The following is a 24,252-nucleotide window of genomic DNA, read 5'->3' as shown; positions in this document are numbered from 1 at the left end:
TTTGCGGGTGATCAACGAATCCGTCGCCCAGCCCCCCTCCTACGCCGAGCTGCACGCCCGGTACGGCACCCCGCTCGGCGTCGAGGAGGCCCGCGCCCGCTGGGGGACCATCGTCAAGGCCGCCAGGAGCGGCGAGACCATCCTGATCACCCGCGAGCGCTGGGAGTGGGCCGCGCTCGTCCCGCTCTCCAAGGTCCGCGGCATCTGGAGCGGGCTCCCGCTCGTGCCGCTCTCGACGGCCCGGGGCAAGCTCGGCGATCTCGTACGGCAGGTCACCCAGCCGTACGATGAGAGCCCCGTGCTGCTGGGCCGCCACCGCACCCCGGTGGCCGCGCTGATCTCGGCCCGCGACCTGATCGACCGGGCCGCGCCCCCGTCCAGGACGGGCGCCGAGGCCCTGCTGCTCGACGGGCACGCCGTCACCCTCACCTGCGACCTGGACGCCCCGGCCGGCCCCGTCTTCTCCGCCGTGGCCGTCGACCGCGAGGGCGGGATCGTCGCGGCGGGCGCGGGCGCCGACCTCCGCGAGGCCCTGCGCGCCCTCACCCCGACCCGGGACTGATCGGCCGTTGTTACGATCCTTCCCATGCACACGCTCCGGACGAGCAGTGACCGAAGCGGTGGCCCGCTGCGGGCCGCGCTCCCCGATCGCCCGCGGCTGACCGGGTGGCGCTGGTACGGCACGCGGGGTGCGAGCTGAGCGCGGGCGGGGCGGCCCCCTACCCGGTCGGCGCCACGGTCCTGGTGGTCCCCGTGCCCGAAGCCGAGCCGGTCGTCGGCGGCCAGCGCGCGTTGTTCGACCCGTCGGCCCGGTTCGGCGTGAGCGCGCACGTCACCGTGCTCTATCCGTTCCTGCCACGGCCGGAGATCGGGGAGGCGACGGTGGCGGAGCTGGCGGGGCTGTTCGCCGGCCACCGGCCCTTCGAGGCGGCCTTCACCGGCTGCGCCCGCTTTCCCGGCCTGCTCTATCTGGGGCCGGAGCCCGCCGAGCCGTTCGCCGCCCTCACCCGGAGCGTGACCGCCAGGTGGCCGGCGCTGCGCCCGTACGGCGGCCGGTACGGCGAGGCCGTCCCGCACCTGTCCGTCGGCTACGGCGACGACCAGGTCCTGGACGGCGTCGAGACCGCCGTCGCGCCGGGACTGCCGTTCGCCACCCGCGTCACCTCCGTGGATTTGGCGAGCTTCGACGGGCTCCGCTGGACGCCCGTCGCGCGCTTCCCGCTGCGCCAAAGCCGGATACTTCAGGAATGAGAATGGCCTCCGCCGTCTCAGGGGTTGTGGAAGGCGACCTCCGGGTTCGCCGGTGACGGGCCGTTGAGCAGCGGCTGCTGGCGGCCCTTCAGGTGCTGGTCGAAGAAGGCGCCGACGTAGGCGCGGGTGATCTCCAGGGAGCGCCGCGCCGAGAGGACGCCGGGGCCCGACATGCCGGCCGCCTGCTGCAGGATGGACAGGTCGGTGAAGCTCGCGTGTTCGGTGCCGGCCACCGTGAGCCAGCGCTTCCAGCCGCTCATCTTCGTCCAGCCGTCGTCCCAGGTGTGGTCCTTGCCGGGCACGTGGTCGGAGCGGCTGCCCATGAGCAGGAAGGGCCGGTCGAGCGGGACCGCGGGGTGGAAGGTGCCGTCCAGGTTCACCCCGGCCCGTACGCGCTTGTCCACGGCCATGGTGGCGGCACTGGCGTCGCCGCCGAGGGAGTGGCCCGCCATGCCGATCCGCTTGGGGGCGATCATGCGGGCGTTCTTCCAGGCGGGGTGGCGGCCGGTCAGCTCGTCGAGGACGAAGGCGATGTCCCTGGTGCGGCTTGTGGTGATGGCCGCCTGCCCGCCCTCCGGCGGCTTGGGCCGGTCGCAGAGCGGGGCGCAGGTGATGGTGCGGCCGTCGGGCAGGGTCGTGCCGGAGGACTCGTAGGCGTGGTCGACCAGCGCGACCACGTACGCGCGGCTGGCCAGGTCCTCGGCCAGGAAGGTGAGGCTCGCGCGCGGGAGCCCGAGGCCGGGGGAGAGCACCACCACCGGGTAGCGGCCCTGCTTGGGCGGGGCGCCGGCGCGGGCGTAGGTGCGGGTGCCGCTGACGACCTCCGCAGGGATCTTGGCGCCGGGGGCCTTCCGCTGGAGCAGGGACGCGGCCTCGGGGGTGGTCATGTACGGGGCGGCGCCGCCGGTGGCCGAGCGGGCGGGGTAGTACATCGAGACCATGAGCCGGCGCGGGCCCGACTCGGGCACCCAGGGGTCCTTGCGGGCGCTGTCGACCAGGGGGAGGATGTCGCGGCCGACCGGGTTCGGGCCGGTCGGGCGGGGCAGTTCCAGCTGGATGGAGGCCGAGGCGGTCGTCGCCGTGAGGGGGACGGCGGTCAGGGCGAGGCAGGCCGTCAGCGCGACGGCGGGCAGGCGGATCTTCATCGGAATTCCTCTCGTACGGGTCACACGTCGCGGCGACGTACGACGATCAGGGTCAGGACGGCGGCGACGAGCGGCCACAGCGCGAAGGCGACCCACGAGCCGGCCACCGTGGGCAGGGCGGGGTCGTCGCGGAGCCGGGCCAGGCCCAGGCAGGTCCGCCAGACGTAGAACGGGACCAGGGCGTACAAGTCGTTGAGCCACTGGTGGACGGTGGGCTGGAAGAAGGTGGGCACGATGACCAGCGCGGCGCAGACGGTGACGACGGCTGCGGCGGTGTGCCGGGCCAGCGCGCCGATGCCCATGCCGGTCAGCGCCGACACCGGGGCGAGCAGCGCGTTGGCGGCCAGGACGCGCAGCACGCCGGGGTCGCCGAGCGAGACGGCGACGCCGCGGCCGGACAGGATGGCCTGGCTGACGCCGAACGTGCCCGCGGAGATGAGCGCGCCGGTCGCGAGCGTCACGGCGGCGGTGACGGCGAGCTTGGCGGCCACGACGCGGTGGCGGGCCGGGACGGCCGCGAGCGTCGTGCGGATGAGGCCGGTGGCGTACTCGCCGACGATGGTCAGGGCGCCCAGGCTGCCGGCGCCGATCATGAGCAGGGAGGCGGCCAGGCCGCTGAACGCCTCGCCCAGCGGGTTGAACCTGGCCTTCTCCATCGCGGTGAAGCCCGGCCAGCTCTGGTAGGCGTCGAGGCTGCTCTGGGCGGCCAGGGCGACGATGGCCAGCGTGCCCAGGCCGAGCAGCCACGAGGTCGAGCGCAGGGACCAGAGCTTGATCCACTCGGCGGCGAGCAGGTCGCGGAAGGTGCCGGAGCTCGTCGTGGGGTCATGGGCGTGCCTGGTGGTCGTCGAGGGTCGTCGGCTTCGGTGTCCGGCGTGTCCAGTGTCTCCGGCGTGTTCGGCGGTCATCGGGGGTCACCGGCCCGGTGTTCGGCGTGGCCGGCGGTCAGCTCCATGAACGCCTGCTCCAGCGAGGCGGTCCGCGGCGCGAGCTCGTACAGCATGATCCGGCGCCGATGGGCGAGCTCGCCGACTCGGGCGGCGCTCAACCCGGTCACGGTCAGGACGTCGCCGCCCTCCGGCCGCACGTGCGCCCCCTCCAGGCCGAGAACGGCCGCCAGCTCGGCGGGGTCCGGAGTGCGCACGGTCACGGACGCGCCGGTGCCGCGCGCGGCGAACCCGGCCAGGCTCTCCTCGGCGATCAGCTCGCCGCGGCCGATGACGACGAGGCGGTCCGCGGTGTTCTCCATCTCGCTCATCAGGTGGCTGGAGACCAGCACCGTGCGCCCTTCGGCGGCCAGCCGCCGGAACAGCCCGCGCACCCAGAGCACGCCCTCCGGGTCCAGCCCGTTGATCGGCTCGTCGAACATCAACACGGGCGGATCGCCCAGCAGCGCGGCGGCGATGCCGAGCCGCTGGCGCATGCCGAGCGAGAACCCGCCGATCCGGCGGCGCGCCACCCCCGCCAGCCCCACCTCCTCCAGCACCTCGGCCACCCGCCGCCGGGGCAGGCCGTTGCCGCGGGCCAGAGCGCGCAGGTGGGCCTCCGCGGTGCGGCCGCCGTGGACGTCGCCGGCGTCCAGCAGCGCGCCGACGTGGCGCAGGCCCGCCGGGCGGGGGCGGCCGTCGATGGTGGCGCTCCCCGACGTGGGACGGTTCAGGCCGAGGATCATGCGCAGGGTGGTGCTCTTGCCCGCGCCGTTGGGGCCGAGGAACCCGGTGACGTGCCCCGGCCGCACGGTGAACGTCAGGCCGTTCACCGCCGTCACCGCCCCGTAGCGCTTGGTCAGTCCGTTGACTTCGATCACGTGACCCACGTTGTCGCAGGCCGAGGGCGCGCCACATCTGGCCGCGGGCCTGTTCGCGGAGGGCGGGGGTGGCCCGCGGGCATAGGCCCGGCGGCCGATGCCCGGCCCCTGAGCGGGTGACTACCATCGACGGATGCGCGACAGATGGCCGGAACGGCTGCCGGGCGGCGTGCGGAGGCTGCTCGCCTGGTGCGGCCTGGCGGGCCTGGTGCCGCTGCTCTACGCCCTGACGCTGACCGACGCCGAGAACCTGCTCCCGGTGGGCGCCGGGCACGCGGCGTTCGCCGCCGCCATGGTCTTCCCCCTGGTCTGGGCGCGGCGGTGGCCGGGCACGGTGCTCGCGGTGCTGCTGGCCGGAGTGGTCGCGGCGTCGGCGTTCGGGCTGCCAGCCCAGCGGTTCTGGCCGCTTCTCCTGGCTGGCGACGTCCTGGTCTGCCTCGTCACCGCCGCCCGGTCGCGCCGGGCGGGCCTGGCCGCGGCGGCCGTCGCGCTCGTCGTCCAGGAGGCGGCCTGGCAGGCGGACCTGCTGCGGCACGGCCTGCGCGCCCTGGCGCCCGGGTTCCTCGCGCTGTCGGTCCTGCTCGGCCTGGGCGTCGTGGCCGGCTGGATGGGCGGAAGGTTCATCCGGCAGCGGCGCGAGTACGAACGCGCGCTGCGTGCGCACGCCGCGGCCCGGGCGGTCACGGACGAGCGGCTGCGCATCGCCCGCGAGCTGCACGACATGGTCGCCCACAGCATCGGCATCATCGCCATCCAGGCCGGCGCGGGCGCCCGCGTGATCGACAGCCGGCCGGAGCAGGCGCGCGAGGCGCTGGGCGCGATCGAGGCGACCAGCCGGCAGACGCTGAAGGGGCTGCGGCACCTGCTCGGCGCGCTGCGCGAGCCTCCCGAGCCCGCCCCCGCGGTGGGGCTGGCCGACGTCGACCGGCTGGCCGAGGCGACGGCGGCGGCCGGCGTACGCGTGGACGTGCGCAGGCACGGGCGGCCACGGCCCCTGCCCGCCGCCGTGGATCGGTCCGCCTTCCGCATCGTGCAGGAATCGGTGACCAACGTGCTGCGCCACGCGGGCACCGACCACTGCCAGGTCACGATCGGCTACGGGGACGAGGAGCTGCGCATCGACGTCGCCGACGGCGGACGCGGCGCCACGACGCCGAGCGCGGGGAGTGGGCATGGGATCGCGGGCATGCGCGAGCGGGTCGCCCTGCTGAACGGCGACTTCAGCGCGGGCCCCCGGCCCGGCGCCGGCTTCCGCGTCACCGCCCGCCTGCCGCTCACGACCCCACTCACCGGTCCGCACACCGGCCCATTCACCGGCACGGATGGGCGTGCGAGCGTCGAGGTGGAGGTGCCGTGACGATCCGCGTCGTGCTCGCCGACGACCAGCCGCTGATCCGCGCCGGCCTGCGCATGGTCATCGACGGCACTCCCGGCGTCGAGGTCGCCGGAGAGGCCGGGACCGGAGCCCAGGCGGTCCAGCTCGCCAGGCGGCTGCGCCCGGACGTGGTGGTGATGGACATCCGCATGCCCGGCATGGACGGCATCGAGGCCACCCAGACCATCGCCGCCGAGTCCCCGGCCACCCGGGTGATCATGCTGACGACGTTCGACGACGACGACAACGTCTACGCCTCCCTCCGGGCGGGGGCCAGCGGATTCCTGGTCAAGGACATGGCGCTGGAGGACATCCTGTCCGCCGTGCACGTCGTCGCCGCCGGGGACGCCCTGATCGCGCCCAGCGTCACCCGCCGCCTCATCGAGGACTTCGCCCGCCGCCCCGCCCCGGCGCCCCGGCCGCGCGAGCTGGCGGGGGTGACCGGGCGGGAGCGCGAGGTGCTGACCCTGGTCGGGCGCGGCCTGTCCAACGCCGAGATCGCGGCCGAGCTGCACATCAGCCCGGGCACGGCCAAGGCGCACGTGGCCAGCCTGCTCGCCAAGCTCGCCGCCCGCGACCGGATCCAGCTCGTCATCACGGCCTACGACGCGGGCCTGGTGTCACCGTCCGGCTGACCGGCGCGAGCGTGCGGTTCGCTGTCCCGCTGAGGCCGGTGCCGCCCGGGGCGTCCCGGAGATCCCGGGGCGCGGGCGGCACCGGTGGAGGTCAGCCGCTGTACGGGGCGACCGTGATCCTGTCGATCACGGGAGCGTACTGCGCGCGCAGCAGCACCCCGGGGAAGGTCTCCGACGCGTACGTGGTGCCGTCGAAGTTCGGCAGCTCCTCGGCGGAGAAGCGCACCGTGTTGGCGCCCTTGTTCAACCGCACCGGGACGGTGAACTCCCAGAAGTTGTTCTCGTGGAAGGTGTGGGGGAACAGGACGCGCTGCGCGGCGGCCCCGTTCACCGAGATGTCGGCGTGCCTGGCCAGCGGGTCCGGGTTGTAGTGCGTGGCGGGCGACTGCTCCGGGTTGGAGTAGCGCACCCGCATGGCGTACGTGCCCGCGGCCGCCGCCCGCACGTCGAAGGTGAGCGTGTTGGCGTTGCCGGGCGTGCCGCCGACCCCGGTGACCGCGCTCCCGCCGCCGGCCAGCGAGAGCGGCGACGCCTTCGCCGTCCCGGCGAGCCGGGCGGACTCCGCCTCGTACACGGTGGCCGGCAGCGCGCCGGCGGCGGGCCGCACCTCGAGCCGGTCGATGAGCGACGTGCCGGACCTGCCGGTGACCGTGACCTTGTTGACGCCGCCGGACAGCGACACCGCCGCGGTCGCGCCGCCGCGCCGGGCGCGCTCCAGCACCCGTACGCCGTTGACCGTCACCGACGCCTTGCCGGAGCCGAGCAGCTTGAGGTCCAGTTCGGCCGGGGCGTCCTGGGCGGAGTACACCCAGAAGGTGGCCGACTCCCCGCGCCGGGCCTCGACGACGCCGGAGCCCGAGAGCGCGGCGCCGTGCGCGGAGTAGGACGGGCGGGCGCCGCGCAGGTCGGCCAGCTCGGCCTCGTAGATCGAGGTCGCCGCCGCCGGGTTGGGCAGCGAGAGCCGGATCCGGTCGACGATCGCGTCACCCTTGGTGGCCTTGGCGCCGTCGAGGCTCCGCGCGGCCAGGGAGAGCACGTGCTTGCCCGCCGTGAGCTCCACCGTGGTGTCCGCGTGGTCCCACACCACCCACTTGTAGCCCAGCGGCAGGAACAGCTCCTGCTCCGCGCCCCCGTCCACGCGGACGAAGACGTTGGTCGGACCCTGCTCGCGCACCCGGTCGAAGGTGTTCAGCGAGTTGGCGAACACGCTGAGGTCGTAGCGGCCGGCTTTCGGCACCTCGACGGTGAAGTCGAGCACACCGTCCGAGCCGGTGCGCAGCCCGCCCACGTCGTAGCGGCCGGAGGTGTAGAACTTCGACACGTCCGAGGGGGAGCCCTCCGGGCCGTTGCGGCTGTAGCCGCCGCCGGTGTACTTCGCGTCCTCGGCCTCGTACGACCCCTCCCACAGCTTGGGCGCGGGCGCCGTCGCGGTGCCCGAGCCGGCGGGGGTGAGGACGATCTCGTACGCCGACGACTCCTTGAGCCTCGGCAGGTCACCCGAGCCGAAGTCGAAGACCACAGTGCCGTCCTTGACCGCGACGTCGCGCTCGGCGACGATCTCCGGCTGCGCCGAGTCGCCGACCTGGCCGGTCCACGGGATCTCCCGCACCCAGGCGTGCACGTTACGCCCGAAGACCTTGGCGGGGACGTTCTCGAAGCGGATGTGCCCGGCGCTGTCGGCGCCGCCGAAGATCGCGCGGGCCTGCTTCTTTCCGGGGTCGAGCGTGGCGACGCCCTGCAGGGTGTAGTTCTGCCCCGGGTACGGCGGCGTGACCCGCACGGTGTGGCCGCTCATGCCGCCGTAGGCGTTGAAGAGCCACCACTGGCCGTTGCCCCGGTTGGCCTGCACGGCGGAGTCGCTGAGGTTGCCGTCGATGTTCCAGTACGCGATGTCGGCGTCGACCTTCGACTCCTCGATGGCCGACACCCACTGGATCATCTGGCCGGGCACCGAGGTGTGGTAGTTGAAGGCGTACTCGTTGACGTTGATGGGCAGCCGCTTCCCGGCGTACTTCGTGCCGGCGAAGACCTCGGCCTCCATCTCGCGGTAGCGCTTGACGCTCGCCCTGACCTGCTCGGGGTGGCTGAGCTCGTGCCAGGTCATCACGTCGGGCACGGTGCCGGCCTCGACGACGTGCTCCAGGTAGCCCTTGACCTGGGAGTACAGCACGCTGGTGTTGGGCCCGGCGATCCGGGCGGCCGGCATTCTGCCCTTGATGAGGGCGTAGACGTCGTCCCACGCCTTGAAATAGTCGCGCGGGTCGCTGAGCCAGCTGACCCGGTTGTAGCTCCACTCGCCCGTGCCGAACATGTTGCCCTCGGGCTCGTTGAACGGCACAAAGACAATGTTGTCCTGATACTTCGGGTCGAGCTGGAGGACCTGGTCCACCTGCTTGGCGATCTTCTGCTTGTACAGGTCGAGCTTCTCCTGCGGCGTGCCGCCGGGCCACTGGTAGGGGAAGCCGCGGTGGATGTCGGTCATGTAGATGTACACGTCGCCGTCGGTGCTGTCGGCCAGCGGCTTGACCACTTCCAGGGCGTCGGCGCCGGGGTGCTGCGGGCCGTCCTGGGCCTTGGTCGAGACGGTGCGCAGGCGCATCCCCTCGATGAGGTTGCCGGTCGGCACCCCCGGCCCGTAGAGGCCGTACAGCGTGCCGGACGCGCCCCCGTGGAAGGGGCCGGTGTCCGTGGCGAGGTCGATGACGAGCTGGCCCTCGCGGATCACGGTGACCTCGGCCGTGACGGGCCTGCCGCCCGCCGTGCCGGTCACGGTGAAGGTCCCGGCGGCGGCGTAGTCCCCGGGATCCACGGGTGACCAGGCGATGGGCAGCTCGCGGTCGTAGCCGTCGGTGAAGGTGGCGCGGACGGCGGCCGGCAGGGCCGGCGCGGTGCCGATGGTCGTCCGGACGGAGAACGCGCTCTGGGCGAGGCCCGTCGGGGTGGGCGTCTGTCCGCCGGTGACGGCGGCCACCTGCTCGGCCGACAGCGCGGTGGCGTAGACGCGGAAGTCGTCGATCGCGCCGTCGAAGAGCGGGTCCTGGTAGAACGAGCGCCCGATGAACCCGGCGGAGGTCGTGGCGGCGTCGATCAGCTGCGCGGCGCTGATGGTGGTGGGGGCCGAGGCCACGGCGGCGCCGTCGAGGTAGGTGGTGACGCGCTTGGCGGCGGTGTCGAGGGTGACGGTCAGCGTCTTCCAGGCGCCGGCCGGCAGCGGGGCATAGCCCGTGACCTTGGCCTCGCCGCCGCCGCCCGAGGTGGTGACCGCCGTGCGCAGCACGCCGTCCCCGTTGTACGGCGTGCTGAACAGGTAGCGGTTGGTGTCCTTGCCGAGCGCGTAGATCCACTGCCAGGGGGCGGCGGTGCCGTCCCACTTCACCCGCGCCGACACCGTCAGGTCGGTCCTGCCCTTGATCGCGTCCAGCGGCAGCCGGACGTAGGCGCCGTCGGAGGCCGGCGCGCCGCCGGGCAGGCTCAGCGCCCGGCCATCGCCGGCGCCGTCGATCAGCGCGGCGGTGGAGCCGTTGACCAGCGTCCCGTTCAGGCCGTTGCCGGAGGAGTCGGTGATGGAGCCGGTGGCGAGGTCGTCGGAGTCGAAGGTGTAGAGGAGCACGGGAGAGGGCGGATCCACGGTCCGCGCATCAGCGACGCCCGTGGTCAATGCGGCGAGGAGGACGGCCGGGAGTAACCCGGCCGACATGGCCTTGATGGTCATGACGATGTCCCTGGGAGGTGTGAGCGTTAACAAATCTCAGGGAGGGTGATCGGCGAACGCAACTGAGGGTTTCGCGTAGGTTACGTAGCCGTGCCCTGCCCGTCAATGGGCGTTTCCAGCAGGTCACGATTCGATATCGCCGACCGTCCTCACTCTTGACGCCCGCTCGACGGCGGCGCGACAGTCGAGCCACATCGTTGAACCGGTTCGCTGATTCCGGCGGCCCGCAGGAGGAGCCCGTTCCCGGTCCTGACCGGCGGCGGGCCGATCGACCCTGCGGATCCCCAGGAAAAGGCGCAGGCCGGCCAGCGATCCGAGGGTTTTCCGCGACGCGACTGTCGAACCGGTTCAATGACCTACAGGAGGTGAGAGTGGCGACGATCGGAGACGTGGCCCGGGAGGCCGGGGTGAGCCGCAGCACCGCGTCCTACGCGCTGTCGGGCAAGCGGCCCATCTCGGAGGAGGTCCGCCGTCGCGTGCTGGCGGCCGCCGAGGCGCTCGACTACACGCCGAACGCGGGCGCCCGGGCGCTGGCCACCTCCCAGACCAAGGTCCTCGGTCTGCTCGCCCAGTTCCACGAAGACGAGTTCGCGCCCGCGATGATGCAGTACATCCTGGGCGTCACGAACACCGCCCGCGACCTGGGCTACGACACGCTGCTGGTCACCGAGGCCGACGGCGTGCGGGCGCTGCGGCGCATCACCGACTCGCGCATGGTCGACGGCGTCGTCCTGATGAACATCGCGCAGATCGACCCGAGGCTGCCCATCCTGCGGGCCGCGCCGCAGCCGGGCGCCCTGGTCGGCCTGCCGGGCGACTGCTCGGGGCTCGACGTGTTCGACCTCGACTTCGAGGAGGCCGGCCGGGCCATGGTGGAGCACCTCCACCGGCTCGGCCACCGCGAGCTCATCCTGATCTCGCAGCCCGAGCACGTCGTCGAGCGCGGCGGCGCGTACGTGTGGCGCCTGCGCGACGCCGCGCTCGAACGGGCCCGCCAGCTCGGCGTCACCCTGCACGCCGTGTACGGCGAGTCCCGCCAGCCCGCGGTCGGACGCATGCTCAACGCCCTGCTCGACGCCTACCCGTCGGCGACCGGCCTGCTGCTCAACAACGAGGCCGCCACCGCGGCCCTGCCCTCCGTCGCCCACCAGCGGGGCCTGCGGGTGCCCGAGGACCTGTCGGTCATCGGGCGCTACTCCGCCGAGTTCGCCGCGACCTTCTCCCTGCCCTACTCGTTCATCGAGAGCGCGCCCGACCGGCTCGGCGCCATGGCGGTACGCCAGCTCGTGCGCCGCGTCGAATCGCCGGCGGCCCGCGACGAGCCGTTCGTCGTGCGCTTCATCTCTCCCGAACTGGTCTCGCGCGGAAGCACCGCGCCCCCGACCGCGCCCCCGACCGTGCCGCCGACCGCGTCCCCGACCGCGCCCTCTGCCGCCCGCTAGTTCGCGGGCCTGACCCCCCACACCTTCCGGCCGCGCTCTGATGTGAGCGCTAACATTGGAGGCCTCGATGAACCGCACGTCGGTTTCCGCGAAGGCGGCGGTCCTCGGAACCGCCGTCCTGGCCCTGTCAGTCAGCGCGTCCGCCTGCGCGTCCGCCCCGCAGACCGGTGGCGCCACCACCGGCGCCTCCGCGGGCGGCGCCGGCGCGTACACCTGGTGGGACCCCTACCCGCAGCACGACCCGTCCTCCGCCTGGGCCAAGCGGGTGGACGCCTGCGGCAAGCAGGCCGGCGTCACCATCCAGCGCACCGCCTACGACACCACCGCGCTGACCAACCAGGCGCTGCTCGCCGGCCAGGAGGGCAACGCGCCGGACGTCATCCTCCTCGACAACCCCGCCGTCTCGACGCTGGCGGACGCCGGGATGCTCACCACGATGTCCGACTTCGGCCTCGACACCGCCCGCTTCGACAAGAACCTCATCGCCGCCGGCGAGCTGGACGGCAAGACGTACGGCATCCCCATCGGCGCGAACACCCTCGCCCTCTACTACAACAAGAAGATCCTCGACGCGGCCGGCGTCGACCCCGGCTCGATCAAGGACTGGGCCACGCTCAACGCGGCGCTGAAGAAGGTCAAGGCCGCGGGCAAGAAGCCGATCACGTTCGCGGCCATCGGCACGGAGGAGGGCTCGTTCCAGTTCCTGCCGTGGTTCTGGGGCTCCGGCGCGCAGCTGACCCAGCTCGACTCGCCCCAGGCCGTCGCGGCGCTCGACCTGTGGACCACGTGGGTCAAGGACGGCACCGCCCCCAACTCCGTCATCAGCAACTCCCAGAACACCACCTGGGAGCAGTTCCTGACCGGGGAGTTCGCGTTCGCCGAGAACGGCACCTGGCAGATCGACAGCGCCAAGAAGGCGGGTTTCCCCACTGGCATCGTGCAGATCCCCGGCAAGGACGGCGGCACCGCCCCGACGCCCACGGGCGGCGAGTTCATCACGGTCCCGGTGCAGAAGGACACCAAGCGCTACGCCACCACCAAGAAGATCCTCGAGTGCATGACGACGCCCGAGGGCCTGGTGGAGACCGGTACGACGTTCGCGTACTACATCCCCTCCACCGCCGAGGGCCAGCAGGCCATCCTCGCCAAGGAGCCGGGTCTCAAGCCGTGGGTCGACGCCGTGAAGTCGGCCAAGGGCCGCACCAGCGACAATCTCGGCACCAAGTACCCGAAGATCTCCGAGGCGCTGTGGACCGGGGTGCAGAAGGCGCTGAGCGGCTCGGCCACCCCGGCCGACGCGCTCAAGGAGGCGCAGGCCCAGGCGAAGCAGGCCACCGGCGGCTGATCCGATGACCTCTCTCAGCAGCCAGGCGATGACGGTGGGCAGGGCGGCGCACGCGGCCCCCCGGCGGCGCTCGCGGCAGTGGACGGCCTACGCGTTCCTCGCGCCGCTCGTGATCTACCTGCTCGTCTTCTACGCCTATCCGCTCTACCGCAACATCGACCTCAGCGTGCACGACTACACGCCGCGGGCGTTCGTGCGGGGCGACCCGGAGTTCACCGGGCTGGACAACTACCGCGACATCCTGTCCGACGACACCTTCCTGCGGGCGTTGCGCAACACGGCCCTGTTCACGCTGGTGTCCATCGCGGCGCAGTACGCCCTGGGCCTGGCCCTCGCGGTCTTCTTCCAGCGCAACTTCCGCCTGTCGGCGGTGCTGCGCGCGATGTTCCTGGTCCCGTGGCTGCTGCCGCTGATCGTCTCCGCCTCGACCTGGTCGTGGATGCTCAACAGCGACAACGGCATCGTGAACGCGGCGCTGGAGGCGTTCGGGATCGGCCAGATCAACTGGCTCACCTCCCCGGACACCTCGCTGCTGGCGGTCACGATCGCCAACATCTGGCTCGGCGTCCCGTTCAACCTGGTGATCCTGTACGCCGGGCTGCAGACCATCTCCGCCGACCTGTACGAGGCCGCCGGCCTGGACGGCGCGAACGGCTGGCAACGCTTCTGGCGCATCACCTTCCCGCTGCTGCGCCCGGTGTCGGCGATCACGCTGCTGCTCGGCCTGATCTACACGCTCAAGGTCGTCGACATCATCTGGATCATGACGAAGGGCGGGCCGGCGGACGCCTCGACGACGCTGGCCACCTGGTCGTACCGGGAGGCGTTCGGCACCGGCCAGCCCGACTTCTCGCCCGCGGCGGCCGTCGGCAACCTGCTCATCCTCATCGCCTTCGCCGCCGGGCTCCTGCACGTGCACCTGCAGCGCAAGGAGGAGCGCGCATGAAGCGCTGGAAGACCGCGGCGGGCGTCGTCCTCGTCGGGGTGATGCTGTTCCCGGTCTACTGGATGTTCAACGTCTCGCTCACCAGAACGGGCGACATGCGGGCCGACCCGCCCCACTGGTTCCCCTGGAACCCCACCTTCGAGGGGTACGCGGCGGCGCTCGCCCAGCAGCTGCCGGCCCTGGCCACGAGCCTGTTCATCGGCCTCGGCACGGTCGCGCTCACGCTGGTCGTCGCCCTGCCCGCGGGCTACTCGCTGGCCAAGCTGCGCCCGCGCGGCGCGCGCGGGATCGACTTCCTGCTCCTCGTCGCGCAGATGATCCCCGCCGTCGTCATGGCCATGGGGTTCTACGCCATCTACATCAGGCTCGGGATGCTCAACACCGTCCCCGGCCTGATCGTGGCCGACTCGACGCTGGCCGTGCCGTTCGGGGTGCTGCTCTTCCGGGCGTTCATGGCGAGCATCCCCGGCGAGCTCATGGCCGCGGCGCAGATCGACGGGGCGAGCACCTGGCGGACGTTCCGGTCGATCATCCTGCCGCTGAGCCGCAACTCGGTGATCACGGTCTCGCTCTTCGCGTTCCTGTGGGCGTGGTCGGACTTCATCTTCGCCTCGACCCTCAACCGCAACAGCGACGTGATCCCGATCACGCTCGGCATCTTCCGCTACATCGGCAACAACACCACGCAGTGGAACTCGATCATGGCGACCGCCGTGATCGCGTCCGTCCCCGCGGCCTTCCTGCTGGTCCTCGCGCAGCGCTACATCGCCGCCGGGGTCACCGCGGGCGCCGTGAAGGACTGATCAGCAACTCGTCGAAAGGTTCGCCACATGACCAGCCCCGTGCTGCCGTCGCACGGCCGGGTACGCCCCCTCGGGCTCGCGCAGGTCTCCATAACCGGAGGGTTCTGGGGGAGCCGGCAGGCCGTGAACGCCGCGGCGACGCTGGCCCACTGCGAGGCGTGGATGGAGCGCCTCGGCTGGCTCGCCAACTTCGACCGGGTCGCCGACGGGACGACCGCGCCCGACCGCCCCGGCTGGTCGTTCTCCGACTCGGAGGTCTACAAGCTCCTGGAGGCCCTGGCCTGGGAGAGCGGCCGTACCGGCGACCCGGGGGCGGAGGTGGCGATCAAGCGACTCACCGGGCGGATCGCCCGCGCCCAGGACCCGGACGGCTACCTCAACACCTGCTTCGGGCACGGCACGCAACCGCCGCGCTACAGCGACCTGGAGATGGGCCACGAGCTCTACAACACCGGCCACCTCCTGCAGGCCGCGGTGGCCCGCCTGCGCACGCACGGCGAGGACGAGCTCGTACGGGTCGCGCGCCGCGCCGCCGACCACGTGTGCGAGACCTTCGGCCCGGACGGCCGGCCCGGGATCTGCGGGCACCCGGAGATCGAGGTCGGCCTGGCCGAGTTCGGCCGGGCGCTGGGGGAGGAGCGCTACGTCGAGCAGGCGCGGATCTTCCTCGACCGCCGCGGGCACGGCACGCTCAGGGACATCCCGCTGGGCCGCGCCTACTTCCAGGACGACCTCCCGATCCGGGAGGCCGGCGTGTGGCGCGGCCACGCGGTCCGCGCGCTCTACCTGACCGCCGCCGCCGTGGACGTCGCCGTCGAGCGCGGGGACGACGAGCTGCTGCGGGCCGTGGAGCGGCAGTGGGAGCGCTCGGTCGCGCGCCGCACGTACATCACGGGCGGCATGGGCTCGCGCCACCAGGACGAGGGCTTCGGCGAGGACTGGGAGCTGCCGCCGGACCGGGCGTACTGCGAGACGTGCGCCGGCGTCGGCTCGATCATGGTCTCCTGGCGGCTCCACCTCGCCACCGGCGACGTCCGCTACACCGACCTGATCGAGCGCACGCTCTACAACGTCATCGCGACCTCCCCGAGCCCCGACGGCACGGCGTTCTTCTACGCCAACCCCCTCCACCAGCGGGCCCCGGGCCGGCCGGCCGACCCGGACGAGGTGAGCCCGCGCGCCGAGGCCGGCGCGAGGGCCGCGTGGTTCGACGTGTCCTGCTGCCCCACCAACGTCGCCCGCACCCTGGCCGGCCTCCAGGGCTACCTCGCCACCACCGACGACGACGGCCTGCAGCTCCACCAGTACGCCCCCTCGACCGTCCGCGCCGAGCTGCCGGACGGGCGGGAGATCGCCGTGGAGGTCGAGACCGACTACCCCGCCGGTGGGACCGTCCGCGTCCGGATCCTCGCCGACGGGCTCTGGACGCTGTCGCTGCGGGTCCCCGCCTGGGCGGCCGGGGCCACGCTCGCCGAGGACGGGCGGGCGCGGCCGGTCGAGCCCGGCCTGGCCACGGTGCGGCGGGCGTTCCGGGCGGGCGAGGTGATCACGCTCGAACTGCCGATGGAGCCCCGCTTCACCTGGCCGGACCCCCGCATCGACGCCGTACGCGGCTGCGTCGCCGTCGAGCGCGGCCCGGAGGTTTTGTGCGCCGAGTCCCACGACCTGCCGCACCCCGGCGGGCTCGACGCCCTGGCGATCGACCCCCGGTCGGTCCCCCGATCCGGCCCCCGATCCGGCCCCCGGGCCGAGCCCGGCGAAGTGCTGGTCCGCGGCCGCCTGGCCGCGCCCCCCGACCGGCCGTGGGCCTATTCCGGCGCCGCGGCCGCCCCCGCGGCGGACGTCGAGTGGTTCGACGTGCCGCTGCGGCCGTACCACTCGTGGGCCCGCCGCGGCCCGTCGAGCATGCGTGTCTGGTTGCCCATCGAAGGAGAGTGACACGATGTCCCGATTCCGAGTGCTCGCCTTAGCCCTGGTCACCACGGCCACTGCCCTGGTGACCGCCTCACCCCCGGCCGCGGCCGCCGGCGCGACGCTGACCGTCGACGTCGCGCAGCCGTTCCGGCCGGTCACCCACGTCGCCTCCGGCGGCCTGTACGGCCTGGCCGAGAACTCCCGGCCGGCCGACTCCACCCTTCTCCCGATCAAGGTCAACTCCCTGACCCAGCCCGCGCCCGGCGTCGGCCAGCGCCCCAACGGCCAGCCGCCCGGCGGCGACTCCCTGCTGGTGTCCCCGCAGGCCACCCGGGTCGGCGCGGGCGAGTTCATCCGGATGCCCGACATCTATCCCGACTTCCCCTACCGGTGGGTGAGCTGGGACGACTGGCTGGCCAAGGTCAACACCATGGTCAACGCCCGGCTGTCGGCCACCACGGTCTCGAACGTCATCGGCTGGGAGCTCTGGAACGAGCCCGACTACACCTGGAACACCGCCGCGGCGGGCAACTTCAACGACGCCTGGGTGCGTACGCACCGGGCGGTGCGCGCGCTCGACACGCTGACGCCGATCGTCGGCCCCAGCACCGCCACCTACAACCGCTCCTGGATGCAGTCGTTCCTCACCAACGCCAAGAACACCGGCACTCTGCCGGACATCATCTGCTGGCACGAGCTCCAGAACCCCACCAGGATCGCCTCCGACATCGCCGACTACCGCAACCTGGAGTCCTCGCTCGGCATCAGCCCGCGCCGCATCTCCATCAACGAGTACGCCGCCACCGGCGAGGTCGACGTGCCCGGCCGGATCGCCAGCTACGTCGCCAAGCTGGAGCGCGGCGGCGTGGAGTCCGCGCACCGGGCCTTCTGGTACGAGTACGGCACCATGAACGGCCTGGTCGTCAACAACAACCAGCCCACCGGCACCTGGTGGCTGTACAAGTGGTACGGCGACATGGCCGGGAACATGGTCACGACCACGACGACCACGACGACCGGCCTGGACGGGTTCGCCTCTTATGACGGCACCCGCAAGATCGTCAACGTGGTGTTCGGCAACGAGGCCGGCACCAACACCGTCAACCTGACCGGCCTCGGCGCGCTCGGCTCCAGCGTCCGCGTCACGCTGACCTCTACGCCGTCCAGCGGCCGCTTCACCGCGGTCACCGCCCCCACCACGATCTCCACGACGACCCAGACGGTCAGCGGCGGCCGGCTCAGCGTGTCCGTGCCCGGCATGGTGGCCACCAGCGCCTACCAGCTCGTCGTCGAGCCGGTCAGCGGGGTGCCCGCCTACCAGCAGCGGTACGAGGCCGAGAACGCCTCCGTCTTCCGCGCCCAGCGGCTGAGCGCGTCCAGCGCGTCGGGCGGCGGCTACGTGGGCCGCATCGACAACTCGGGCACGCCGCGTACCGACAGCTACGTCGACTTCGTGGTGAACGTGCCCGCGGCGCGCTCGTACACGATGACCATCGGCTACGCCAACGGCACCGGCGCCACCGCGACCCAGGGCCTGGCCTACAACGGCGGCGCCTGGAGCACGGTCAGCTACCCGCCCACCTCGGCGTGGGGCGAGTTCGGCGCCACCGTCAGCACCACCGTCACGCTCCGGGCCGGGTACAACGTGATCCGCCTGGCCAAGGGCTCGCCGTTCTTCTCGGGCGGCACCGGATACGCCGAGCTGGACTACATCCAGCTCACCTGACCCGCCGGACCGCCCGTACGTCAGGGTTTGCGGCCCACGCCGCAGACCGCGTTGATCACCCCCGGCTGGGGCGGCGCTCCGGCCGGGGGCCGCCAGAGCGGCGTGGAGACCACGCCCGGGTCCACGAGTTCGAGCCCCTCGAAGTGGACGGCGAGCCGCTCGGGGCTGCGCAGCGTGTAGGGGAAGGCGGCCCGCTCGTTGTAGGAGCTCACCGCCGCCACCAGCGAGGGGTTGACGTCGGCGCCGTCGGACAGCGCCAGGTGGCTGCCGGACGGCAGCGCCGCGACGTGGCGGCGGACGAGGTCGGCGGCGAGGTCGTCGTCGGGGATCTGGCCGGCGATGCTGAGCATCATCAGGCCGATCGGCCGGGAGAAGTCCAGGGTCTCGGCCGCCGCCGCGAGGATGGTGCCGGGGTCGCGCACGTCGGCCTCGACGTAGGCGGTCCTGCCCTCCGGGGTGCCGGCGAGCAGGGCGCGGGCGTGCGCGAGCACCAGGGGGTCGTTGTCGACGTAGACGACGCGGCACTCGGGCGCGAGGCGCTGCGCCACCTCGTGCGTGTTGTCGGCGGTGGGCAGGCCCGAGCCGATGTCCAGGAACTGCCGCACGCCCGCCTCGGTGACGAGGTAGGTCACCGCGCGCCGGAGGAACTCGCGCTGGAGCGTGGCCACCTGCGCGAAATCGGGGAACACGCGCAGCAGGGTGTCCCCGGCCTCGCGGTCCACGTCGTAGTTGTCCTGCCCGCCGAGCAGGTAGTTCCAGACCCGGGCGGAATGCGGCTTCGTACGGTCGATCCTGGGGTCGGCGTCCATGGCCGAAGCCTAGCGGGGATCTTCGTGTGTCAGACTGCGATTATGGCCCACACCCATGACGCAGAGGACCCGGCGTGTGCGGTGGCCCACAGCGAGGCTCCCGCCGAGCCCGCCGGGCGGACGCTGGTCGCCGTCTTCGCCTCCCCGGTGGCCGAGTGCCTGCTGAGGTTCGGCGCCGAGCTCGGCTTCCGCCCGATCCTCTTCGAGCCCGACCCCGGGCGCCGCCTCGGGGGATTCACCGCGGTGACCGAGCTCGGCGGCTGGCTCGACGCCACGGCCGACGTGGTGCTCACCGACCATCACCGCGAGGAGATCGGCCCGGTCCTGCGCGACGTGCTCAAGTACCCCGTCCGGTGGGTCGGCATCATGGGCAGCGCCCGCCACACCGCGCCGCACGTACGGGCGCTGGCCGACCTCGGCGTGCCGCCAGAGGAGATCGCGCGGGTGCGCCGGCCCATCGGGCTCAACATCGGCTCGCGCACCCCGCCCGAGATCGCCGTCGCCACCCTGGCCGGCCTGATCGCCGACCGCAACGCCCGCCCGGGCGGCTTCGCCTTCTGACAGCCCTCGCCTTCTGACCGCTCCCGGCTTCTGACGGCTCCCGGTTTCTGAGGACCCCCGGCGCGGTCAGCGCAGGTGGGCGGCCGACCAGCAGTCCGCCGCGCCCGGCTTGCCGCACCCCTTCAGGCCGTCGAGGACCTTGCTCAGGGCGGCCGTCCTGGCGTTGCCGGGGTCGTTGGACTCCTGGCGCGGATCGGTGACGGTGTTGTAGTACTCGGGCCGCGGATCGCCCTTGTACTCGACGTAGAGCTCCCCGGCCGTGCGCACGGCGGAGTAGCTGGGCGGCCGGGAGTTGCCCTTCTTCATGGCGTCGGCGTCGGGGTCGGGCTGGCCGGGCACGCGGGGGTTCGGCTTGACGTGCTCGATCAGCGCCGCGTCGCGCCAGCCGGTGACGGCGCGGCCCTGGATGAGGGGCAGCAGGCTGCGGCCGTCGCGGCTGTCGCGCGTCGCCGCGCCGACGCCGGCCATGTCGAGGAAGGTCGCGAACAGGTCCACGTTCTGGGCGATGGCGGGCGTCACCAGGTCGCCGCGCGGCCCCGAGGCCGGGCGCCTGACCAGGAGCGGCACCCGCACGTCGTGGTCGTAGGCCGTGGCCTTGCCGCGCACCAGGCGGTGCTGCCCGAGGTGGAAGCCGTTGTCGCTGGTGAACACGACGTACGTGTTCAGCCTGTCCTCCTCGGTCAGCGCGGACAGGACGCGCTGCACCATGTCGTCGATCGACTGCACCATGCGGATCCGGTCGCGGAAGTCCTCGCGGAGCTTCTCGGTGATCTTCGGGCCGATGGGCTCCCGGCGTACCCAGGAGGGCTTGTCGGCGGTGTCCTCGTTGAACGACGGCAGGGTGGTGACGTCGATGGAGTCGCAGTCGGGGCCGCCGCAGTCGCCATGGGGGAACTCTCCGGCGGGGAAGCGGTCCTTCGGCCGGTCGCGCGGCGCGGGCGGGAAGCGCGGCTCCGTGTCGCCGGGCTTGACGTCGACCCTGTTGTGCGGTGAGAACGGCGAGACTTGGAGGAAGAACGGCTCGCCGGGGGCGTACCGGCGGGACCGCTCGATGAAGCCGGCCGCCCGCTGTCCCAGCTCGTCCACCAGGTACCGGCCCCGGGAGGCGTCGATCGGCCGCCGGCCGCCCGCTTCCTCCTTGATGTAGCGGGTGAGCTCGTACCTGAACTCGTTGTAGCCGCCGCTCGCCGTCACGTGCCACTCGTCCCAGCCGGCCGGGACGCGGTAGCCGGGGCCCGCGGGATACTCGTTGATGTACTTGCCGAGGTAGCCCGTGCGATATCCGGCCTGACGCAGGGCGACGGCGTACGTCCTGCCCTCGTGCTTCGCGAACGCCCCGTAGCCGCCGTGGTCGTAGCCCTGGTTGGTCCGCACGCCCGTGTTGTGCGGGAACTCGCCGGTGAACATGGTGGCGCGGGACGGGCAGCAGAGCGAGTCGGCCACGTAGTAGCCGGTGAACGTGGTGCCGTCGCGGCCCAGGCTCTTGACCGTGTCCATGTACTGGAGCAGCTCGGCGGACATGTCGTCCACGAGGAAGAAGATGATGTTCGGCCGCTTGGGCGCGGCGGCCGCGCCGGCGCCGGCCGGGGACGCGACGGTCAAGGCGAGGACGACGGCCAGCGCCACCGCCAAGCTTTTCCTGATATATCCGGGCATCGGGGAGAACAGCCTCTTTGGCAGGGGACAGGAGGTTGGAGGTGCGATGCACAGCAAATCAGGACAAAGCACTCAACCAACTTCATACCACCCCGCCGGAGCTGGGAAGTCCCGGCCGGCCCTCATGGGGCACGGCCGGGCGGAGGACCGGCGGCTAGTTCCAGATCCCCGGGACCTCGGCCGGGACCTTGTCCCCGAGCTGGCCCCGGTCGAGCACGTCTCCCCGCAGGGGCAGCAGGACGGTGACCTCGCGGCCCCAGTCCGAGAAGCGGGTGCTCGACTCGACCGTCATGGAGCTCTTGCCGTAGGGCAGGACGGCCTTGGCGGACACCCGCTCGACCAGGCCGCCACCGCCGAACCAGAGGGTGTAGGTGATCTTGCCGTCGCGGCCGCTCCTGGAACGCGTGCCGAAGCGCGACGCGTACGAGGGGGAGGCCGCCGCGAGCTTGCTGGCCTTGATGGAGCCCTTGAGCACGCCGTCACGCCACGAGGTGCGGTGGGACACGAGCGTCTTGAGGGTGGCGGGCTCCAGGACGTTCAGCACCAGATTGCTCGGCGGCAGACCGGCCGGGCTGTAGCGCACCCAGCTCGTGCCCTGGGGCAGCGCGGGATCGACGATCGGGCCGGAGACATAGCTCGCGTCCCGGCTGGAGATCATCCTGATGGGCCCCTGCCCCAGGGCCTCGACCTCCTGCGGCTTCGACTTCTTCACGCTGCGCAGTAGGTCCTTGCTGTACTGCAGGGTCTGGGCCACATCGGACGCGGCCGCGCCGCGCCGGTCGAACCCGATCGTGCCCTCCAGCCCCGTGGTGACGACCAGGCTGGGCGTGTACGTCACCTTCGCCGTGGACTGCACGTTGACGGCTCTGCCGGCGACTGACTCGGCCTTGAGCGCCTTGACCGGGTCGATCTGGGGTGCCGCTTGCGCGGGCGTGGCGGTGAGGCATGCCACGCCCGCGACCACGGCGGCACCGATGATGGCTCGCTTCATGGGTTTCCTTGGGAACGGTCCGAAAAGTCGCGAACAATCTGGTGCATCGAAGATCATCAGTCAAGTCGAATCATGACATCCGGTATTTCCCGGACACCTCGTTCCCTTGATCTCGCGCCGACCGGGGACGAGCATGGTCAACGGCGGCCATCGACAGGGAGAAACGACAGGGAGAGACGTGCCGGCGTGAACGACCACACCGAAGACCCGCGCAAGATCCCGCGCCCGGCCGCACCCGGGGACTGCCCGGTCCGGCGTGCCGACGACGGAACGTGGGAGGTCCGCGGCCACGCGCAGGCCCGCGCCGTGCTGCGCAGCCACGACACCGTCCAGGCCGGGCTGGGCATCGAGACCGTGGAGAAGCTGCCCGCCAGGGTCCGGCGGCCGGTCCTCTACCGCGACGGGCCCGAGCACCGCGAGGACCGCCGCCAGACCGCGCGCTACTTCACCCCCCGCAGGGTGGACGAGCAGTACCGCGGCCTGATGGCGCGGGTCGCGGACAGCCGGCTCGCCGAGCTGCGGGAGACGGGGGAGGCGCACCTGTCGGAGCTGAGCTTCGGCATGGCGATCGAGGTGGCGAGCGCGATCATCGGCCTCACGTCCAGCAGGCCCGGGATCCGCGGCAGGCTGGAACGGTTCTTCCCGGAGAAGTTCGGCCGGCCCGGCCTGACCAGCTTGACCGGGATCTACTGGCTGGTCAGGCAGAACGTCAACTGGCTGCGCGTCTACCTGGCCGACGTGCGCCCGGCGATCCGCGCCCACCGCCGCGAGCCGCGCGACGACCTCATCTCGCACCTGATCTCCGAAGGGTGCACGGACGCCGAGATCCTCGGCGAGTGCCTGACCTTCGCCGCGGCCGGCATGGTGACCACGCGCGAGTTCATCTGCGTCGCCGCCTGGCACCTGTTCACCGATGAGGCGCTGCTGGAGCGCTACCGCGCGGCGGACGAGCCCGGCCGCCTCGCCGTCCTGCACGAGATCCTGCGGCTCGAACCCGTGGTCGGGCGGCTGCGCCGGCGCACCACGGCCGCCCTCGACCTGGCCGGCGCCGACGGGCCGGTCACGGTGCCGGCGGGCGCGGTGATCGAGGTGTTCGTCGACGCTGCCAACACCGATCCCCGGGCCGTGGGCTCGCGGCCGCTGTCGATCTGCCCCGGCCGCGCCATCGACGGGGGCACGAGCGCCGCGGCGCTGTCCTTCGGCGACGGGCCGCACCGGTGCCCGGGATCGAACATCGCCATCCTGGAGACGGACGTCTTCCTCGGCCGCCTGTTCGCCATGGACGGCGTCCGGATGGCCTCGGCGCCGCGCGTGAGCTTCAACAACGACGTCGGCGGCTACGAGATCCGCGGGCTGGTGGTCAGGGTGGGAGCGTCATGACTCGCGCGCCGCGGTGACCACCACCGTGGTGTAGCGCATCGTGAAGCCGCCCCCCGCCGCGTCGACGGCGGCGCCGACGCCCGCGAGCACCTCCCGCAGCGTGGCCGCCGGGAGCCGGGTGTGGACGCCGGTGGTGGGCAGCAGGTCCAGCCACTCGTCGCGGGTGTAGGGCCGCTCCCAGTCGAAGCGCCACTCCTCCAGGTCGCCGAACGCGCCCGCCTGCCGGATGCCGTCGGCGGCCTTGGCGCTCAGCGACACGTACGCGTCCGCGTCGGACATCATGTGCTGGTAGATCGGCGCGTCGGGCATGATCCTGCGGTAGACCGCGGCGATGGCCGCGCCGAGATCGGGCGGGGCCTGGAACGCGTTCCAGAACACCGCCAGCCGTCCGCCGGGACGCAGCACCCGCGCCGCCCTGGCCGCGCCGGCGACCGGGTCCACCCAGTGCCAGGCCTGCCCGGCGACGACCGCGTCGAAGTCCCGGCCGGCGGGCTCCCAGGTCTCGAACGTCGACACCTCGACCTCGAGCCCTTCGCGCCGCGCGAAGTCGGCCATCCGCGCGTCGGGATCGACCCCGAGCACCTTGCAGCCGGCCGCCTGGAACTGCCGGGCCTCGATGCCGGTGCCGCAGCCGACGTCGAGGACGTCGGGTCCGGGGCTGCCGGCGACGATCCGGGCCACCATGGCGTCGGGGTAGCGGGGCCGGGTCCGGTCGTAGCGCTCGGCGTCCACGCCGAACGATTCCGCCATCTGC

The 24,252-nt window shown here is 72.6% G+C and carries 20 protein-coding genes; 12 read left to right on the top strand and 8 right to left on the bottom strand.

All coding sequences use genetic code 11. From position 1 onward, the window contains the following. Positions 1-7: 7 nt before the first annotated feature. Positions 8-562 carry a type II toxin-antitoxin system prevent-host-death family antitoxin gene (locus tag H4W80_RS07655; protein WP_192784419.1) on the top strand — a complete coding sequence of 185 codons (555 nt, stop codon included), beginning with the start codon at positions 8-10 and terminating at the stop codon, positions 560-562. Positions 563-666: 104 nt separating this feature from the next. Further along, on the top strand, positions 667-1,251 hold the full coding sequence (locus H4W80_RS07650; protein WP_318786750.1) for a 2'-5' RNA ligase family protein: 585 nt from the start codon (positions 667-669) through the stop codon (positions 1,249-1,251). 17 nt (positions 1,252-1,268) lie between these two features. Here the strand turns inward: H4W80_RS07650 and H4W80_RS07645 are convergent, their stop codons facing one another. From H4W80_RS07645 to H4W80_RS07635, 3 genes are read right to left on the bottom strand one after another with little or no spacing between them, the layout of a single operon-like run. Beyond that, positions 1,269-2,396 carry an alpha/beta hydrolase family protein gene (locus tag H4W80_RS07645; RefSeq protein WP_192784418.1) on the bottom strand — a complete coding sequence of 376 codons (1,128 nt, stop codon included), beginning with the start codon at positions 2,394-2,396 and terminating at the stop codon, positions 1,269-1,271. 20 nt (positions 2,397-2,416) lie between these two features. After that, positions 2,417-3,304: an ABC-2 transporter permease gene (locus H4W80_RS07640; protein ID WP_192784417.1), complete on the bottom strand. Its 888-nt coding sequence runs from the start codon at positions 3,302-3,304 to the stop codon at positions 2,417-2,419. Next, positions 3,301-4,203 carry an ABC transporter ATP-binding protein gene (locus tag H4W80_RS07635; protein WP_192784416.1) on the bottom strand — a complete coding sequence of 301 codons (903 nt, stop codon included), beginning with the start codon at positions 4,201-4,203 and terminating at the stop codon, positions 3,301-3,303. The genes H4W80_RS07640 and H4W80_RS07635 overlap by 4 nt, the downstream gene beginning before the upstream one ends. A 133-nt stretch (positions 4,204-4,336) precedes the next feature. Between H4W80_RS07635 and H4W80_RS07630 the strand changes: the two genes are divergently transcribed. Both H4W80_RS07630 and H4W80_RS07625 read left to right on the top strand, forming a co-directional pair. Then, positions 4,337-5,560, top strand: coding sequence for a sensor histidine kinase (locus tag H4W80_RS07630; protein ID WP_192784415.1), 1,224 nt, complete (start codon positions 4,337-4,339; stop codon positions 5,558-5,560). Beyond that, positions 5,557-6,213 carry a response regulator gene (locus H4W80_RS07625; RefSeq protein WP_192784414.1) on the top strand — a complete coding sequence of 219 codons (657 nt, stop codon included), beginning with the start codon at positions 5,557-5,559 and terminating at the stop codon, positions 6,211-6,213. Before H4W80_RS07630 ends, H4W80_RS07625 begins: the two co-directional genes overlap by 4 nt. Positions 6,214-6,304: 91 nt before the next feature. Here H4W80_RS07625 and H4W80_RS07620 read toward each other — a convergent pair whose 3' ends face one another. Beyond that, positions 6,305-9,925 (bottom strand): LamG-like jellyroll fold domain-containing protein, encoded by a 3,621-nt coding sequence (locus H4W80_RS07620; RefSeq protein WP_225963310.1) that lies wholly within the window; start codon positions 9,923-9,925, stop codon positions 6,305-6,307. A gap of 371 nt (positions 9,926-10,296) precedes the next feature. Here H4W80_RS07620 and H4W80_RS07615 point away from each other — a divergent pair, with 371 nt between their 5' ends. The 6 genes from H4W80_RS07615 (at position 10,297) to H4W80_RS07590 (ending at position 18,101) form a co-directional block, all read left to right on the top strand. Next, complete coding sequence (locus H4W80_RS07615; RefSeq protein WP_192784413.1) at positions 10,297-11,367, top strand: LacI family DNA-binding transcriptional regulator; 1,071 nt, start codon at positions 10,297-10,299, stop codon at positions 11,365-11,367. A gap of 67 nt (positions 11,368-11,434) precedes the next feature. Further along, positions 11,435-12,712, top strand: a complete 1,278-nt coding sequence (locus tag H4W80_RS07610; protein WP_192784412.1) for a sugar ABC transporter substrate-binding protein — start codon at positions 11,435-11,437, stop codon at positions 12,710-12,712. 4 nt (positions 12,713-12,716) lie between these two features. Then, positions 12,717-13,658 (top strand): carbohydrate ABC transporter permease, encoded by a 942-nt coding sequence (locus tag H4W80_RS07605; RefSeq protein ID WP_192784411.1) that lies wholly within the window; start codon positions 12,717-12,719, stop codon positions 13,656-13,658. Beyond that, entirely contained in the window at positions 13,655-14,461 is an 807-nt protein-coding gene (locus H4W80_RS07600; RefSeq protein WP_192784410.1) for a carbohydrate ABC transporter permease, read from the top strand. The genes H4W80_RS07605 and H4W80_RS07600 overlap by 4 nt, the downstream gene beginning before the upstream one ends. A gap of 27 nt (positions 14,462-14,488) precedes the next feature. Next, positions 14,489-16,399, top strand: coding sequence for a glycoside hydrolase family 127 protein (locus H4W80_RS07595; RefSeq protein WP_192784409.1), 1,911 nt, complete (start codon positions 14,489-14,491; stop codon positions 16,397-16,399). Positions 16,400-16,403: 4 nt separating this feature from the next. Continuing rightward, positions 16,404-18,101 (top strand): carbohydrate-binding protein, encoded by a 1,698-nt coding sequence (locus H4W80_RS07590; RefSeq protein WP_192784408.1) that lies wholly within the window; start codon positions 16,404-16,406, stop codon positions 18,099-18,101. A gap of 20 nt (positions 18,102-18,121) precedes the next feature. On the opposite strand, the gene H4W80_RS07585 is transcribed toward H4W80_RS07590, so the two are convergent. Beyond that, positions 18,122-18,910 carry an SAM-dependent methyltransferase gene (locus tag H4W80_RS07585; RefSeq protein ID WP_192784407.1) on the bottom strand — a complete coding sequence of 263 codons (789 nt, stop codon included), beginning with the start codon at positions 18,908-18,910 and terminating at the stop codon, positions 18,122-18,124. A gap of 42 nt (positions 18,911-18,952) precedes the next feature. Here H4W80_RS07585 and H4W80_RS07580 point away from each other — a divergent pair, with 42 nt between their 5' ends. Further along, positions 18,953-19,471: an XdhC family protein gene (locus H4W80_RS07580; RefSeq protein ID WP_192784406.1), complete on the top strand. Its 519-nt coding sequence runs from the start codon at positions 18,953-18,955 to the stop codon at positions 19,469-19,471. Positions 19,472-19,537: 66 nt separating this feature from the next. Here the strand turns inward: H4W80_RS07580 and H4W80_RS07575 are convergent, their stop codons facing one another. Together H4W80_RS07575 and H4W80_RS07570 are read right to left on the bottom strand one after the other, a co-directional pair. Then, positions 19,538-21,097, bottom strand: a complete 1,560-nt coding sequence (locus H4W80_RS07575; RefSeq protein ID WP_318787608.1) for a sulfatase family protein — start codon at positions 21,095-21,097, stop codon at positions 19,538-19,540. A gap of 184 nt (positions 21,098-21,281) precedes the next feature. Beyond that, complete coding sequence (locus H4W80_RS07570) at positions 21,282-22,118, bottom strand: hypothetical protein (RefSeq protein ID WP_192784404.1); 837 nt, start codon at positions 22,116-22,118, stop codon at positions 21,282-21,284. Positions 22,119-22,304: 186 nt separating this feature from the next. Between H4W80_RS07570 and H4W80_RS63440 the strand changes: the two genes are divergently transcribed. Then, a complete protein-coding gene (locus H4W80_RS63440) occupies positions 22,305-23,498 on the top strand; it encodes a cytochrome P450 (RefSeq protein WP_318786749.1) in 1,194 nt (397 codons plus the stop codon). Here the strand turns inward: H4W80_RS63440 and H4W80_RS07560 are convergent. After that, positions 23,493-24,248 carry a class I SAM-dependent methyltransferase gene (locus tag H4W80_RS07560; RefSeq protein ID WP_225963308.1) on the bottom strand — a complete coding sequence of 252 codons (756 nt, stop codon included), beginning with the start codon at positions 24,246-24,248 and terminating at the stop codon, positions 23,493-23,495. The genes H4W80_RS63440 and H4W80_RS07560 overlap by 6 nt on opposite strands. Between the last annotated feature and the right edge of the window lie 4 nt (positions 24,249-24,252).

Source organism: Nonomuraea angiospora (assembly GCF_014873145.1).
GTDB lineage: Bacteria > Actinomycetota > Actinomycetes > Streptosporangiales > Streptosporangiaceae > Nonomuraea > Nonomuraea angiospora.
Note: the sequence above shows the minus strand (reverse complement) of the source record. Positions and strands in the feature narration are given on the sequence as shown.

What these genes read in the sequence shown, in the direction of transcription:
- H4W80_RS07620 (WP_225963310.1), bottom strand. Translation starts at nt 9,925, where the DNA reads ATGACCATCAAGGCCATGTCGGCCGGGTTACTCCCGGCCGTCCTCCTC.
- H4W80_RS07585 (WP_192784407.1), bottom strand. Translation starts at nt 18,910, where the DNA reads ATGGACGCCGACCCCAGGATCGACCGTACGAAGCCGCATTCCGCCCGG.
- H4W80_RS07570 (WP_192784404.1), bottom strand. Translation starts at nt 22,118, where the DNA reads ATGAAGCGAGCCATCATCGGTGCCGCCGTGGTCGCGGGCGTGGCATGC.
- H4W80_RS07640 (WP_192784417.1), bottom strand. Translation starts at nt 3,304, where the DNA reads ATGACCGCCGAACACGCCGGAGACACTGGACACGCCGGACACCGAAGC.
- H4W80_RS07595 (WP_192784409.1), top strand. Translation starts at nt 14,489, where the DNA reads ATGACCAGCCCCGTGCTGCCGTCGCACGGCCGGGTACGCCCCCTCGGG.
- H4W80_RS07560 (WP_225963308.1), bottom strand. Translation starts at nt 24,248, where the DNA reads ATGGCGGAATCGTTCGGCGTGGACGCCGAGCGCTACGACCGGACCCGG.
- H4W80_RS07580 (WP_192784406.1), top strand. Translation starts at nt 18,953, where the DNA reads ATGGCCCACACCCATGACGCAGAGGACCCGGCGTGTGCGGTGGCCCAC.
- H4W80_RS07590 (WP_192784408.1), top strand. Translation starts at nt 16,404, where the DNA reads ATGTCCCGATTCCGAGTGCTCGCCTTAGCCCTGGTCACCACGGCCACT.
- H4W80_RS07605 (WP_192784411.1), top strand. Translation starts at nt 12,717, where the DNA reads ATGACCTCTCTCAGCAGCCAGGCGATGACGGTGGGCAGGGCGGCGCAC.
- H4W80_RS07630 (WP_192784415.1), top strand. Translation starts at nt 4,337, where the DNA reads ATGCGCGACAGATGGCCGGAACGGCTGCCGGGCGGCGTGCGGAGGCTG.
- H4W80_RS07645 (WP_192784418.1), bottom strand. Translation starts at nt 2,396, where the DNA reads ATGAAGATCCGCCTGCCCGCCGTCGCGCTGACGGCCTGCCTCGCCCTG.
- H4W80_RS07600 (WP_192784410.1), top strand. Translation starts at nt 13,655, where the DNA reads ATGAAGCGCTGGAAGACCGCGGCGGGCGTCGTCCTCGTCGGGGTGATG.
- H4W80_RS07610 (WP_192784412.1), top strand. Translation starts at nt 11,435, where the DNA reads ATGAACCGCACGTCGGTTTCCGCGAAGGCGGCGGTCCTCGGAACCGCC.